This is a genomic window from Actinokineospora enzanensis DSM 44649, assembly GCF_000374445.1.
Taxonomy (GTDB): domain Bacteria; phylum Actinomycetota; class Actinomycetes; order Mycobacteriales; family Pseudonocardiaceae; genus Actinokineospora; species Actinokineospora enzanensis.
In genome coordinates, this window is sequence record NZ_KB894427.1 from 19,102 (window position 1) to 32,883 (window position 13,782).

At 72.9% G+C, this 13,782-nt stretch carries 12 protein-coding genes; 5 read left to right on the forward strand and 7 right to left on the reverse strand.

The genetic code is table 11. From position 1 onward, the window contains the following. Genes C503_RS40775 through C503_RS0125195 form a run of 3 tightly spaced genes read right to left on the reverse strand, consistent with a single transcriptional unit; the run spans position 1 to position 1,682 of the window. The gene (locus C503_RS40775) at positions 1 to 912 is read right to left on the reverse strand and encodes a carbohydrate kinase family protein (protein WP_018685000.1); all 912 of its coding nucleotides are present in this window, start codon (positions 910 to 912) and stop codon (positions 1 to 3) included. Continuing rightward, the gene (locus C503_RS40780) at positions 909 to 1,244 is read right to left on the reverse strand and encodes a hypothetical protein (RefSeq protein ID WP_018685001.1); all 336 of its coding nucleotides are present in this window, start codon (positions 1,242 to 1,244) and stop codon (positions 909 to 911) included. The genes C503_RS40775 and C503_RS40780 overlap by 4 nt, the downstream gene beginning before the upstream one ends. A gap of 48 nt (positions 1,245 to 1,292) precedes the next feature. Beyond that, positions 1,293 to 1,682, reverse strand: coding sequence for a RidA family protein (locus C503_RS0125195; RefSeq protein WP_018685002.1), 390 nt, complete (start codon positions 1,680 to 1,682; stop codon positions 1,293 to 1,295). 235 nt (positions 1,683 to 1,917) lie between these two features. On the opposite strand from C503_RS0125195, the gene surE reads away from it, so the two are divergent. After that, the gene (gene surE, locus C503_RS40785; RefSeq protein ID WP_018685003.1) at positions 1,918 to 2,694 is read left to right on the forward strand and encodes a 5'/3'-nucleotidase SurE; all 777 of its coding nucleotides are present in this window, start codon (positions 1,918 to 1,920) and stop codon (positions 2,692 to 2,694) included. On the opposite strand, the gene C503_RS0125205 is transcribed toward surE, so the two are convergent. The 3 genes from C503_RS0125205 to C503_RS0125215 form a co-directional block, all read right to left on the reverse strand. After that, on the reverse strand, positions 2,642 to 2,989 hold the full coding sequence (locus C503_RS0125205; RefSeq protein WP_018685004.1) for an STAS domain-containing protein: 348 nt from the start codon (positions 2,987 to 2,989) through the stop codon (positions 2,642 to 2,644). The genes surE and C503_RS0125205 overlap by 53 nt on opposite strands. A gap of 236 nt (positions 2,990 to 3,225) precedes the next feature. Next, positions 3,226 to 4,200: a helix-turn-helix transcriptional regulator gene (locus C503_RS0125210; RefSeq protein ID WP_018685005.1), complete on the reverse strand. Its 975-nt coding sequence runs from the start codon at positions 4,198 to 4,200 to the stop codon at positions 3,226 to 3,228. An 87-nt stretch (positions 4,201 to 4,287) separates the two neighbouring features. Further along, positions 4,288 to 5,439, reverse strand: a complete 1,152-nt coding sequence (locus tag C503_RS0125215) for a hypothetical protein (RefSeq protein WP_018685006.1) — start codon at positions 5,437 to 5,439, stop codon at positions 4,288 to 4,290. A gap of 189 nt (positions 5,440 to 5,628) precedes the next feature. Here C503_RS0125215 and C503_RS43585 point away from each other — a divergent pair, with 189 nt between their 5' ends. After that, the gene (locus C503_RS43585) at positions 5,629 to 8,031 is read left to right on the forward strand and encodes a caspase, EACC1-associated type (RefSeq protein ID WP_018685007.1); all 2,403 of its coding nucleotides are present in this window, start codon (positions 5,629 to 5,631) and stop codon (positions 8,029 to 8,031) included. Between the two features lie 232 nt (positions 8,032 to 8,263). Here the strand turns inward: C503_RS43585 and C503_RS0125230 are convergent, their stop codons facing one another. Then, positions 8,264 to 9,535 (reverse strand): M14 family metallopeptidase, encoded by a 1,272-nt coding sequence (locus tag C503_RS0125230; RefSeq protein WP_018685008.1) that lies wholly within the window; start codon positions 9,533 to 9,535, stop codon positions 8,264 to 8,266. Between the two features lie 371 nt (positions 9,536 to 9,906). Between C503_RS0125230 and C503_RS46200 the strand changes: the two genes are divergently transcribed. The 3 genes from C503_RS46200 to C503_RS0125245 all read left to right on the forward strand — a co-directional run bounded on the left by C503_RS46200 (position 9,907) and on the right by C503_RS0125245 (position 13,457). Continuing rightward, positions 9,907 to 10,806: a hypothetical protein gene (locus C503_RS46200; RefSeq protein ID WP_018685009.1), complete on the forward strand. Its 900-nt coding sequence runs from the start codon at positions 9,907 to 9,909 to the stop codon at positions 10,804 to 10,806. 613 nt (positions 10,807 to 11,419) lie between these two features. Then, a complete protein-coding gene (locus tag C503_RS0125240) occupies positions 11,420 to 12,565 on the forward strand; it encodes a GDP-L-fucose synthase family protein (protein ID WP_018685010.1) in 1,146 nt (381 codons plus the stop codon). An 88-nt stretch (positions 12,566 to 12,653) separates the two neighbouring features. Continuing rightward, positions 12,654 to 13,457, forward strand: coding sequence for a UTRA domain-containing protein (locus C503_RS0125245; RefSeq protein WP_018685011.1), 804 nt, complete (start codon positions 12,654 to 12,656; stop codon positions 13,455 to 13,457). The last annotated feature ends 325 nt before the right edge of the window (positions 13,458 to 13,782 follow it).

The following is a 13,782-nucleotide window of genomic DNA, read 5'->3' on the forward strand; positions in this document are numbered from 1 at the left end:
TCAGTCCGCGTCCCCCGGGACTTCGCCCCCGGTTCGGGTGAACTTTCCGTAGTCGATCTCGTCCGCCGTCGGCGGGTCGGCGCCCGCCCGGCCACAGGTGACGGCCGCGGCCGCGTTCGCCAGGTCGAGCGCGGCAACAAGGTCTTCCGGGCGGTCCGACCCGTGTTCCAGGGCGCCCGCGCGGTCGAGCGCGTGCAGCAGCGCGGCGGTGAAGGAATCGCCTGCGCCCACCGTGTCCACCACGGTGACCGGCCCGCACGATCGGGTGACTTGACCGTCCTGGGTCACCGCGTACGCCCCGTCCGGGCCGAGCGTGACCACCACCAGCCGCGGTCCGCGGGCCAGCCAGTCGGCCGCCCGCTCGCGCGGATCGGCGCCGGGGTAGAGCCAGGCGAGGTCGTCGGCGCTGGCCTTCACGATGTCCGCCTTGCCGACCTGCCGCTCGACCCTGGCCCGTTCGGCCGCGCGCGGCCCGGCGAGGGCGGGCCGGATGTTGGGGTCGTAGGAGACGGTGGCGGCGGCGTCCATGGCGGCCTCGACCGGTCCGGGCGCGAGGGCGGCGGCGAGGGAGCCGGTGTGCAGGACGCGGGCGGCCGGGATCCGGGTGACGTCCCAGCCGATGCGGAAGTCGTAGGCGGCGACGCCGTCCTGGTCGGTGGCGGCGAAAGCCACGCTGGTGCCCGGGTCCCGGGCGGGCAGGAGGTCGACCGGGACGCCTTCCGCCGCCAGGTGATCGCGCAGGAAGCGGCCGAACAGGTCGTCGCCGAGATGGGTGTGCAGGGCGGTCGCGGTGCCCAGCCTGGCCAGCCCGACGGCGACGTTGGCGGGGCTGCCGCCGGGGTGCGCGGTGAAGGTGCGGCCGTCCGGCCCGGCGATGAGGTCGACCAGCGCCTCGCCGACCACGGAGATCATGCCGGGAACGGCAGCTGTGGCTGCGACCCGGATCCCCCGGCGACGGCGGCGGCACGGGCCTCGGCGGAGGCCAGGCAGTGGCCGCAGTTGACCGGGTCGGCGGCCGGGTGCAGCTCGCCCGCGCCCGCCCCGGACCAGCCCTGACCGCACGCGGGCGCGGGCATGGTGAGCCCGGCGACCCAGGGCGTCATCCGGACCGCGTGCACCACCGCGGACCGGCGCACCCGGAGGTTGCGATCAGCGAACCGGGCGGCTTCCTGGCGGGCGACCGAGGCCAGCCCCGCGTACACGGGATCCTCGACGGCGGCGGGGAACAGCGGCTCGGTGGTCACCGCACCAGCATGCAGCACCGCACCGACACACCGCTCGACCGCCGCCGGTCACCGCGCGGCCCGCCGCGCCTCCACCTCGATCTCGATTCGCATGCGGGGATCGGACAGCCCGCACACCAGCATCGTGGCGGCGGGCCGGACCTCCCCGAAACAGCGGCGCAGGGCGGGCCAGCACGGTTCGAAGTCGTCCCGCTCGGGCAGTAGGTAGCGCACCCGCACGACGTCGGCGAAGGTGCAGTCGGCCTCGACGAGCGCGGCCTCGATGTTGCGCAGGCACTGTTCGGCCTGCTCGACCACGTCGTCGGAGATCGTCATGGTGGTGTAGTCGAAGCCGGTGGTGCCGGACACGTGCACCCGGTCGCCGTCGACCACGGCTCGGGCATAGCCGACCAGCTCCTCGAAGGTCGAGCCACTGAGAATCGCGCGCCGCTCCGTCATGCACCGAACGCTAGTGGATCACCGGTCGGCATGTCGGACGGCGCGGGACGGGTTTGTCCACAACCCCGCCGATCCATCCACAGGTCCCGGTCGGGGGATATTGACAACCAGCAAGATCGCCTAGGGTTCCTCGTATAGGGCGGGTTCGCCCCCCGGGTGGGTGGGTGGCGTGGTCCTGGGCCGGTGCTCGGCGGTGGCAGGGGTTGGGTCGGGTGGCGCGGAATGGGGAGGATGGGTGCACGCCCTCATCACGAATGACGATGGGATCGGGTCTCCCGGGTTGGTCGCGTTGGCGGCGGCCGCGGCGCGGGCCGGGTTGAGCACGACGACGGCGGCGCCCGCGACCGAGGCGAGTGGGACCGGGGCCAGTCTGACCACCGCGGCCGATCATCACCGGGTGCCGTTCGAGGAGCATCCGAGCGGGTACGCGCTTCCGGCGCATCCGGGGCTGATCACGCTCATCGCGGCGCGGGGCGGGTTCGGGCCCGTGCCGGAGATCGTGTTGTCGGGGATCAACCTCGGGGCGAACCTGGGGCGGGCGATCATCCACTCCGGCACGGTCGGGGCCGCGTTGACCGCGGGGGTGGTGGGGATCAGGGCGGTCGCGTTCTCGCTCGACACCGGGTTCGTGGACGGTCAGGTGCACTGGGAGACGGCCGCGTCCGTGTTCGACGACGTGTTCGCGATCGTCGCGGATACGCCGCCGGGCAGCATGTTCAACGTGAACGTGCCCAACGTGCCCGTCGATGAGCTGCGTGGGATCCGGTGGGCGCGGTTGGCCGAGTTCGGTTCCGTCCAGAGCGTGATCGAACGGCTGGAGGACGGCACCATTTCCGTCACCACTGTCGAGACAGACGCGGAACCCGCGCCGGACACGGACGCGGCACTACTCGCCGCCGGTTATGTGACCGTCACGGCCATTCGGTCAGTGCATGAGGATCCCGTGCTGCACGGGGCGATCAGCATTCCGCCACGCTGGCCAGCGCGTCGCCCACCGTGCGGTAGGGGCTGATGGTGCCCAGGAGGCCGGTGACCTCCATGGCGCGCAGGACGCCGGGGACGCAACCGGCGACCATGATGCGGCCGTCGGTGTCCTCGCGGGTGCGGGCCAGCAGCAGAAGGCCGCTGGAGCCGATGAATCCGACCTCGGACAGGTCGACGACGAGCACCCGGGGGGCGCGGCTCAGGCGCACGGCCAGCGCGGCCTCCACGGTCGGGTAGGTGGCCAGGTCGATGTCCCCGCGCAAGCGCAGCACGGGGGCCAGTCGATCGTGCGAGACCGACATCTCGGGTCGGTTGGGCCTCATGTGGCGCTCCCTCGTTCGGGGCGGCCACGAAGAAAATGTGGTCCGAGTTCGGTCTGGACACCCGAATGGCATCTCCGCCGCAGCGTCACCGGATCTCTGGTTCGAGGATGGGAAAGATCGGACACCTCGACGCTACGCTTCTCGTCCGGGCGCACAACCCCCGGGCCGGGCGACCACTCCGGCGGCGCAGCGTCACCTCGGTCTCACTCGGTGTCACCAAACCGGGGGTGATCCGGTCAGATCCACCCCCGTCGGGCGGCCAGCAGGCCCGCCTGGAAGCGGGTCTCGGCGCCCAGCGTCGTCATCATCTCGCCGATCCGGCGGACCACGGTGCGCTGCGCGACGCCCAGGGCGCGGGCGATCGCCTGGTCCTTGAGGCCCGCGGCCATCAGCGAGAGCACCCGCCGGTCGCGCTCGGACAGCGGCACGGCGCCGTCGCCGGTGCCGCCGTCGTGCACCGGCGCGGCCTGGTCCCACAGCGCCTCGAAGCACATCACCAGGCCCTCGACCAGGGGCGGGGCGTGCACGAGCAGGCGGGTGCGGGTCTCGTCGGCGGCGAACGACACCGGCATCAGCGCCACCCGGCGGTCGACGATCAGCATCTTCATCGGCGCCGAGGCCAGCGTGCGGGCCCGCTCCCCCGCCGCGACGCAGGCCATCATCTGGTCGTAGTGGCCGGGCAGCCGCAGCGCCGGGCCGTGGTAGAGGCTGCGGTAGCCGACGCCGCGGTCGAGCGCGACGAACTCCTGCTCGTTCTGGACCGGCGTGCCGTACAGGTAGGGCGGCGCGTCGATGATCAGCACCTCGTCCCGGGCACCGAGCTGCAGGTGCGCCAGGCTGTGCGCGATCGCGTCCTGGCCCTCCAGGATCTCCACCAGACCGGACTCGGTGGTGACCCGGGTCTCCCGCAGCCGCAGGGCGAGTCGGCGGGCGTCGGCGCGCAGACCTTCCAGTTCCTGCTGTCGGCGCGAGATCAGCGCGTCGATGGAGATGTCCGGCGGCGCCACCACGTACCGCACGGGGCGGGCGAGCAACGTGGTGACCAACCCGGACTCGGTGAGCACGCGCAGGGAACGGCGCACGGCGGGCAGGCCCAGTTCGGTGGCGTCGGCGATCTCCTGCGCGGTCCCGCGTGGCGCGCGGCCTGCCAGTGCCAGATAGACCGCGTTGTCCGTCTCGCTCAGCCCGATCGGCCCCAACAGGTGCGCCATGACGACACATTAGTGGTGCGCGTACGGGGATACAGCGGGTTCGGCGAACCGCGCATCCACATCGGCCACGTGGCGATCGGCCAGGTGTCAGCGGGTTCGCACGACCCAGCGCAACGGGAGCGTGCCGTAGGTGGGCGCGCCCAGGTCGGCCCGGCCGATGATCACGCCGTGGTTGTTCAGGCCCACCGGCACGGCGTTCGGCGCGCCCGCGGTGCCCAGGTCGGTCGCCTTGCCGTCGCGCCACAGGAAGACGTGCCGCTGCGCGCCGTCCGGCGAGCTGGTGTACCCGACGACGTCGCCCAGGTCGTTGACCGCGACGGCCGCGCTCGCCCCGCCCAGCGGCGAGCCCAGGTCGACGGCCTGCCCGGCGCGCCACAGGACCGCGCGGTCGCCGGAGGTGCCGACGACGTCGCCGCGCTGGTTGACCGCCTGCCGGTTGGCCGAGACCCGGGTCGCGCCGCCCCCGGGAAGCGCGGGCAACGGTGTGACCGCGCTTCCCTCCCAGCGCACGGCGGTGGCGCCGATGTTGCCGACGACCACCCCGCGATCGTTGGCCGCGACCGGCGCAGGGTTGCCGGTCGCGTCCGAAATGGTCGGGAGTTCGACGCATGCCGTGAGCTGGCAGCGGAAAGCGTAGGCGCGGGTGCCGAACATGGGAAGATACGAACCGGCGGTGAGTCCACGGTTGTTGACGACGTTGAGGCTCAGGTGCGGGCCGTTCGAGCTGGGCGCGGACAGGGCGGTGTAGGTGCCGTCCTTCCAGTAGCCGATGTTCTCCATGTGGTAGCCCTGCACGGAGTTCGGGAAGGTGACCGGGACGGTGCCGTCCTCGGCGATCGGGCCGGTGGCGACGTAGCCGCGGTTGGGCAGGGTGATCACCGTGATGGCGCCGCGGTACCAGATCTTGGGGGTGCGCTCGTAGGTGCCGCTCGGGCCCGCGATGTACTCGGTGCCCGCGACCTGGCCGCGGTCGTTGATCCCGGTCGGGGAGCCCGCGCCGAGGTCGGTGACGCCGTCGCCGCGCCAGAGGGCCACGTGCGTGGGGCCGCCGCTCTCGCCGACGATGTCGCCGCGCTCGTTCACGTCGACCACGGACGCGCCGGTCTGGCCGGGCGGCAACGGCAGCGGGCCTGCGGAGAGCAGCGGTCCGCGCCCGGCCGCCTGGGCGGACGTGACCAGCAGGGGCAGCAGCACGGTGGCGACCGCGGCGGGCACGAGGCGGCGGGAGGCGCGGGACATGATCGACAGAGTAGTGCCCGATTCGGCTTGTTCGGCAGACGCCGGATAGCCCAATCCAGCCTCTCGACCACCGATTTTCTCGGCCGCCCCAAGGGTTTCCATCCGTCCACTGTGGATTGACCGGACCGGACGCCGTCCGGTCCGGCCGTACACCGTGTAACGGGCCAGAGGGCAGGGCGATGACCTGACGTGCTGGTCTTCCCCGACGCCGAGCGGTCCCGCGCGGTCCTGTTCGGCACCAGCGGCTGCCCACGGGACGACGGGCTGCCGGACCTGCCCGCCGTGCGCGAGAACCTGCGGGACCTGGGGGCGCGGCTGGCCGACCCGGTGACGGGCACGTTCCGCGAGGCGCATTGCGCCGTGCTGCCCGACCCGGTGGACGCCGAGACGGTCGGCTCGGCCCTGGCCGCGGCCGCCGACCAGGCCACCGACCTGCTGCTGGTCTACTACGCCGGGCACGGCCTGCTGGACGCGCGCGGCCGCCTCTACCTGGCACTGCCCGCCACCACGCAGGGCTCGCTGCGCTACACCGCCGTCCCGGTGGACGTGCTGCGCGAGGACATCGGCAACAGCGGTGCCCGGTCCAGGGTCCTGGTGCTGGACTGCTGCTTCTCCGGGCGGGCGATCACCGCGATGGCGAACGAGCGCGCGGCCGTGGTGGGGCAGCTGGACGTCGCGGGGACGTACCTGATGGTGTCCAGCGAGGCCAACTCGACCTCCGCCGCGCCGGTCGGCGCGACGCACACCGCGTTCACCGGCGCGCTGCTCGCCGCGCTGGACGACGCCGAACCGCTCAACCTGGACCAGGTCTTCGCCCGGGTGGACCGGGATCTGACCACCCGCGGCCTGCCCAGGCCGAGCCGCAAGGAGGTGAACACGACCGGCGCCATCGCGCTGACCAGGGGCGCGAACCCCGCGGTCGAGGACATCGACGGCAACCCGTTCGTCGACGAGCCCGCGGTCCCGATGCGGGTGGCCGTCGAGCGGGTGCGGCACCACACCCGGCAGCTGGCGGGCAGGCGGCAGACCCTGGGCCCGGAGCACCCGGAGACGCTGACCGCCCGGCACAACCTCGCGTACTGGCAGGCCCACGCGGGCCAGTGGGAGACGGCGCGCGAACACTTCGCGGCGCTCGTGCCCGTCCGGGCCGGGCGGCTGGGCGCCGAGCACCCGCTGACCCTGCGCACCCGGCTCAACCACGCGTTCTGCGACGACGACCTGGACGCCGCCCGGGACGAGCTCGGCGATCTCGCGGAGGCGTTCGCCCGCGTGCTCGGCCACGGCCACCCGGACACCCTGCGCGCGTGGCGGTGCCTCGCCGTGGGCATCGGCCTGGCAGGCGACGCGGCCACCGCGCGCGACCAGCTGGCCGACATCATCGCCGACCACGTGCGGGTGCTCGGCCCGGACCACGTGGACACCCTGATCACCCGGGTCGACCACGCGACCTGGGTGGGCGAGGCGGGCGACCCGGACGCCGGTCTCGCGCGGCTGGCGGAGGTGCTCGTGGCGCTGGAACGTGCCCACGGACCCGACCACCCGTACACCCTGTCGACAAGGCGCAAGCTGGCCGAGGACGCCGGGACGTCGGGCGACTTCGCCGGGGCCGCGGCCCTGCTCGCCGCCGTGCTGCCGGACTACACGCGGGTGTTGGGCGCCGATCACCCCGGCACGCTGCGGGCCCGGCACAGCCACGCGTTCCAGATCGAGCAGTCGGGCGACCCGCGGCGGGCCCGGGACGAGTACGTGTCCCTGGCCGCCGACCGGACCCGCGTCATGGGTGCCGGTCACCCGGACACGGTGTGGACGCGCTCGGCAGCCGTGCGCGTGTTCGCCCTGTTCGGGCCGGTGGCCGAGGTGCGCGACGAGTACGAGGCGCTGGTGCGGGTGTGCGCCGAGGCGCGGGGACCGGACTCGCTCATCACCCTGGACGTCAGGGTCGCGTTCGTGACGTGGGACGGGAGCTCGGACGACGACGCGACCATCCGGCAGCGGTACCAGGACCTGATCGGGGATCTGATCCGCGTGCTGGGCGAGGAGCACGACCAGGTCCTCGCCGTGTATCACCACCTGTCGGTGTACCTGTGGGGCGTCGGCGAGCTGGACCTGGCGCGCACCTACCTGCAGGGCGTCGCCGAGGGGTATGAGCGCCGGGACGGCCCGAACGCGCCCACGACCCTGGCCGCCTGGTTCGACGTGGCGGTGTGGGCCGGGGAGGGAGGTGACCCGGCGGCCGCCCGGGATCGGCTCGCGGCCGTGCTCGGCATCCGTACGCGGACGCTGGGGGTCGAGCACGAGGACACGCTGCGTACCTGGCTGGAGTTCGCGCGGTGGGCCGGGTCCGCGGGGGACGTGGTGGGCGCGCGGGACAACTTCGGCGCGGCGGTCCGGGCGTCGACCTCCGCGCGCGGCGCCGACGACCCGCTGACCCTGCTGCTGCGCCACCACCACGCGTGCTGGGTGGCGAACGCCGGGCAGCACGCCGAGGGGGTGCGGATGCTGTGGCAGCTGCTGGCCGACGTCGAACGCGTCGTCGGACCGGACGACGAGCTGGCGCACGACATCCGCGCGACCTGCGCCGAACTACAGTGACGTGCCTGTGCGGTGACGTGCCTGTGCGGTGACTTGCCTCTGTGGTGACTTGTCTCTGTGGGGACGTTTCCCGCGCGGTGATGTCCTCGGGATCCGCCGCCGGGTCCATCGCGCCCCTGACGGACCCGGCGGCGGGAGCCGGCGGCACACCCAGCAGGTGAGTCGCAGGCCGTCTCTGTGGTGGGCGTCCGGGGTGGGGACGTTGCCGTCCACACCGTCCACCTCAAGTGTCCTAACAGGACTTACCGATTGCCCGGGGTGGACAGTCGGAGAAGTCGAGCAGGTGCAGCACGGCGGCCTTGTTGCGCGCGGTCTCCCGGGCGATCACCTCGTCGGGCGGGTAGAAACCGCCGCCCGACGAACCCGTCGGGTACATCTCGATGGTGAACGCGTAGATCTTCTGCGTGCCCCACAGGTAGTCGTCGATCGCGCCGTCGGTGATGTAGAGCGTGGAGTCCTGCTCGGCGGTGTAGCCGTTGGTCTGCGCCATGGCGCGGCCGAGCGTGGCGAAGGTGTTGTACTGGTCGCGGGTCATGCCGGTGACGACCTGCTGCTGCGTCCAGCCGAACGGCCACATGACCAGCTCGCCGTAGGAGTGGAAGTCGATCGCGGTGCTGATCTGCTGCTTGCCGCCGACCACGCGGCTCTTGACGAAGTTCTGCACGACCTTCACCTCGGGCGCCGACGCCGCGGACGGGCCGCGGTAGGTCTCCGAGGCCGGGTTCGTGGAGGAGCCGTTGCAGCAGGCCCACTTGAAGTCCCAGTTGCGGTTGAGGTCCGTGCCGACGGCCGTGGACCCCTCGTTGGGCTGGCGGTTCTTGCGCCAGCTGCGGTAGGTGCCGGTGGCGATGTCGTACTCGCCGCCATCCGGGTTGAGGTCGGGCAGCACCCAGATCTCGCGGGTGTCGACCAGGTTCTTGACCCGGCTGTCGGTGGTGTAGCCGTCGGTGAGCGTGGTGATCAGGTAGAGGGCCATCTCGACGGTGATGTGCTCGCGGGCGTGCTGGTGGTGGGTGAACAGCACTTCCGGTTCGTTCTCGTCGGTGGCGGCGTTGTCGGAGATCTTGACGGCGATGATGTCGCGGCCCTGGTAGGACTTGCCGATCACGCGCTTGGTGATGATCCCGGGGTGCGCGGCGACGGCCTGGTCGATGGCGGCGACCATCTCGGCGTAGTTGTGGTAGCCGGAGTCGGAGCTGGGGAAGTCCTGCGTGCCGGTGCCGCCGCGCGGGGCGGGCGGCGGGGCCTCGGAGACCACGACGTGACCGAGCGCTCTGATCAGCGCCACCTCGTCGGGGGTGGCGGTGACCAGGGTGCGGCCGTCCTCGGTGCCGTTGATCGCGGCACCGGTCGCGGCGACGGCGGTGCGCTCCCGAGCGGTGTCGACACCCAGCACGGCGTAGTCGGCCGAGGTGCGCGCCTGCTGGGCCGCCTCCGCCGGGACCGCCGAGACCACCAGTGCGGCGGCGGCGAGCGCGCAGCCGAACAGGCGAGTGCGTTTCACGGTTCCTCCCGCGTCGGCTCCGGATTGCCGGCCACCGCCGACAGCGTTACCGGCGAATAGTGACCTGATCGCGGCGGTGTCGGCAAGGGGAGCGGCTCGGCGTGATGTTGCCGTTTCTTTCCCAACCCCGGGAAATACGGTCGAATGGGCGACGAATACCCCATTGGTGACCTCAGCCGCAGGTCACCGTGGTGACACACGGCTATCAGAGCTGTCTGTGAACACTTAACACCCTGCTCACACGGTCGGGCGAGCGGGTAATCCGCCGCCGGTTTCACCGCGTCACCGATTTTCCCGAGGAGTATTCGATGAATAGAGGATTCCCGCTACCCCTCTTCCCCCGAGTGGGGGCTGAAGCTACCTTCCGATGGGTGACCGACCCCGCCCCACTCGGCTTCGCCGACACCCTGCGCACGGCCATCCGGGATTCGCGGACCACCCTGGAACGCGTGGCCGAGGAGCTGCGCAGCCGCGGCACGCCGGTCAGCCTGGCGACGCTGAGCTACTGGCAGACCGGCCGCAGCCGCCCCGAGCGCCCCCGTTCCCTGGCCGCCCTCGACCAGCTGGAGGACCTCCTCGACCTCGACCGCGGCACCCTGCGCGGCGCACTCGACGCCCCCCGCCCACGCGGCCGCGCCGCCCGCCGCGCCCCCACCCCGATCGCGGGCTCGGCCCCCTGGTCCGACCTGGCCGACTACCGCAGGCTGATGGCCGAGCTCGACCTGAGCCACGACGCCCAACTGACCCGCATCAGCGCCCACGACTGGATCGAGATCGGCCCCGACCGGGCGAAACGCCTGCAACGCACCCGCCAGCTCCTGCGCGCCGAACGCGACGGGGTGGACCGGATCGTCGTGACCAACTGGCCCGAACGGCGGGGTGGACGACCGCAGGTGATCCGCGGCATCCGCAACTGCACGATCGGACGGGTGGTGGTGGACCGGACCGGGCAGGTGGCGGCCGAGCTGGTGTTCGACCATCCGCTGGTGCGCCGCGAGACGATCGTGGTCGAACACGAGTGGCACGTGCCGTTCCCGCGCCCGGTGACGTTGGGGCATCAGCGGTTGAGCCGGTTACCGGTGCGGGAGTACCTGATGGAGGTGCGGTTCGATCCGCGGGCACTGCCGCGGTACTGCGTGCAGTACGCGGAGACGGACGGGCGGGAGCAGGTGCGGGCGGTGACGCTGGATACCGCGCACACGGCCCACACGGTCGCGCTGGACCTGGTGCAGGGCCGATACGGCATGCGCTGGGCCTGGTCCCCCTACTGACGCCCGTGCACCGGGTCCACCACCATCGACCCGACCACGAACCCCACCCGAACCCGCGGCCGTCCCAATCAAGATCATCCCGCCCAAGATCATCCCGGCGGACAGGGCCCCGCCCACCCGGGGGCCGGCCTGCGCGCGATCCTATCTGCCCAGGTCGGGGTCACGGAAGAGGCGCGGTGGGCCTGTGGATGAATCGGCGGGGTTGTGGGTAACTCGCCGGGATCCCCCGATTTCCACATTACCGTCGGCGGGAGCGGTCGCGCGCGAAGTTGTCCACTAGAGCCGTGGCGAGCGGTGACGTGGGGCGGAGATCGTTCAGCGGGGTCGTGGGACGACCATGACGTGGGTCAACCAGGACACGCGGCCGTATGACCATGCCCGTACATGATCGGCCCGGCATACTCGATTGTGGACACACCCGTCGGATCCGGGCCACCACAGGACAACCCGAACGGGCGATGCCACCACCGGCCCGCTCACCACGAGGAAGCCCACCCGGCCGCACCCGGGAAACTCACCCGAACGTGGTGGCAGCACGGAAATCCGGGCCATGCGACGCACAGCCCGTCATCAACGAGCCCTCGAAAGCGGTAACCAGCGAGAATCCGCCGCCGTGATCGACACGGGCGGTGCCGAACGGCTCCCCCGGCCCGCGCCACGAGCGCTTCCGGGCGGCGGCGATCCGGGCGCGCAGGTGCGATCCTGGCCGGTGCCCGCGGTGATCACTGCCGCGACCCGGCCGGAAAGGATCGCCATGCGTGCCCCGGAGCTCACCCGCGCCGCCCGGATCTTCGTCGCGGGCCACCGCGGTCTGGTGGGGTCGGCGCTGTGCCGTCGGCTGCTGGCCGAGGGCTACGAGAACCTGGCGCTGGCCCCGTCGTCCGAAGTGGACCTGCGGGACCGGGCGGCGACCGCGCGGTACCTGGCCGAGCAGGTGCCGGACGTGGTGGTGCTGGCGGCCGGGCGGGGCGGCGGGATCGCGGCGGCCACCGCGCACCCGGCCGACATCCTGTCCGACAACCTGCGCATCCAGCTGTCGGTGCTCGACGCCGCGCGCACCGTGGGCGTTCCCCGGCTGCTGTTCCTCGGCTCGGCGCGGCTGTACCCGCGCGACTCGCGGCAGCCGATCCGGGAGACCTCGCTGCTGTCCGGGCCGCTGGAGCCGACCGCGCAGGCGTACGCGCTGGGCAAGCTCGCCGGGATCGCGCACGTGCGGGCGGTACGCGAGCAGGAGGGCCTGCCGTGGATCGTGGCGATGCCCGCGACCCTCTACGGCCCCGGCGACAACTTCCACCCCACCCGCGCGCACGTGCTGGCCGCGCTGCTGCGCCGCTTCCACGAGGCCACCGTCTCCGGCGCGCCCGCGGTCACCGTCTGGGGCACCGGCACGCCGCGCCGGGAGTTCCTGCACTCCGACGACCTCGCCGACGCCTGCATCGCGCTGCTGGCGGGCTACGACGGCGCGGAGCCGGTGAACGTGGGCACCGGCCGGGACATCTCCGTGGCCGACCTGGCCCGCATGATCGCCGACACCGTCGAGTACCCGGGCGCCATCGAGTTCGACCCCACCAGGCCCGACGGCGTGCCGCGCAAGGTGCTCGACACCGGCACACTGGCCGGGCTGGGCTGGCAGCCCAGGGTGCGGCTGCGCGCGGGTATCGCCGCCACCTACCGGTGGTACCTCGACAGCCTCACGCTCCCACGCCAGCGGGTGGCGGCGCGCGATCACGAGGGCGTTCCGGTGAACCCCATGGGGTGAGCCGCCGCCATGGGCGGGCGGGTCCGGGCTGTGCGGGCGGGCGGGGCGGCACCTGCTAGGTTCTTCGGCACCGTTCCCCAGTGAGGGGGTGTCCCCGCTGACCCGCGCCGTCGAGAACTCCGGTGCCACGCGACTGGACCGCACACTGGCCACCCCGCTGTGGGCGCAGCTGCACGCCGACCTGCTGCGTCGGGTCGAGTCGGGCGAGTTCGACCGCGCCTTCCCCGGTGAGCTGGCGCTCGCCGCCGCCTACTCGGTCAGCCGCAACACGGTGCGCGAGGCGCTGCGCAGGCTGCGCGCCGACGGCACGGTGGTCGCCGGGCGCGGACAGCCGCCGCGGCTGGGTCGGGTCACCGAGCTGACCACGCCGCTGGGCGCGCTCTACAGCCTGCTGGCGGAGGCACGCGCGCGCGGCGTGGCGGCGCGCTGCACGGTGCGGGCGCTGGACGTGCGCGCGGACGGTGTGGTGGCGACCCGGCTGGGGCTGGAGGAGTCGACGCCGCTGCTCTACCTGGAGCGGGTGCGGCACGCCGACGGCGCGCCGCTGGCCGTCGACCGGGTGTGGCTGCCGTTCGCGCTGGCCGCGGCGTTGCGGGAGGCCGATTTCCGCGAGTGCTCGCTGTACCACGAACTCGACGTGCGCTGCGGGATCCGGTTGACCGGCGGGCGTGAGCACATCCGCGCGGTGGTGCCCACGGTGGGCGAGCGGCGGCTGCTTGGCGCGCCCGCGGGCATCGCGGCGCTGGCGGTGGACCGGCTCGGGGTGTGCGACCGGACGCCGGTGGAGTGGCGGCACACGGTGGTGCGCGGGGACCGGTTCAGCGTGGTGGCGGACTTCTCCGAGCGCTCCGGCTACCACCTCGACGTCCACAATGGACGTTCGCGGTTCTGATCCGGCGACCGGTCGGTCTCCCGCCGGAGACGACCCGGCGCTTTCCGGGGACCGCCCGGAGACGACGACGGGGCGCCGGGCCCTGCTGTGCCCGACGCCCCTACCCCCGTGGCCGTTCCCCGGCCGGTCCGACCCGGGGGCGACCGCCGGTCCGGCGGTGGTCGCCCGGCCACGGGGGCGCCGGACCCGACGGGCGGTGGCGGTGCGCGAGGCGTAGGTGCGCGATCCGCCTTCGGTTGTGCCGCCGCGTCGGGTGGGCGCCGCCCGCGGCGGCTGTCGCACCGTCGGACGTTTCCTTGCTGCCACCGGAACTGTCCGTCCACAG

Coding starts and splice junctions, on each gene's coding strand:
- C503_RS40775 (WP_018685000.1), bottom strand. CDS start 912: ATGATCTCCGTGGTCGGCGAGGCGCTGGTCGACCTCATCGCCGGGCCG.
- C503_RS0125195 (WP_018685002.1), bottom strand. CDS start 1,682: ATGACGGAGCGGCGCGCGATTCTCAGTGGCTCGACCTTCGAGGAGCTG.
- C503_RS0125205 (WP_018685004.1), bottom strand. CDS start 2,989: ATGAGGCCCAACCGACCCGAGATGTCGGTCTCGCACGATCGACTGGCC.
- C503_RS0125210 (WP_018685005.1), bottom strand. CDS start 4,200: ATGGCGCACCTGTTGGGGCCGATCGGGCTGAGCGAGACGGACAACGCG.
- C503_RS0125215 (WP_018685006.1), bottom strand. CDS start 5,439: ATGTCCCGCGCCTCCCGCCGCCTCGTGCCCGCCGCGGTCGCCACCGTG.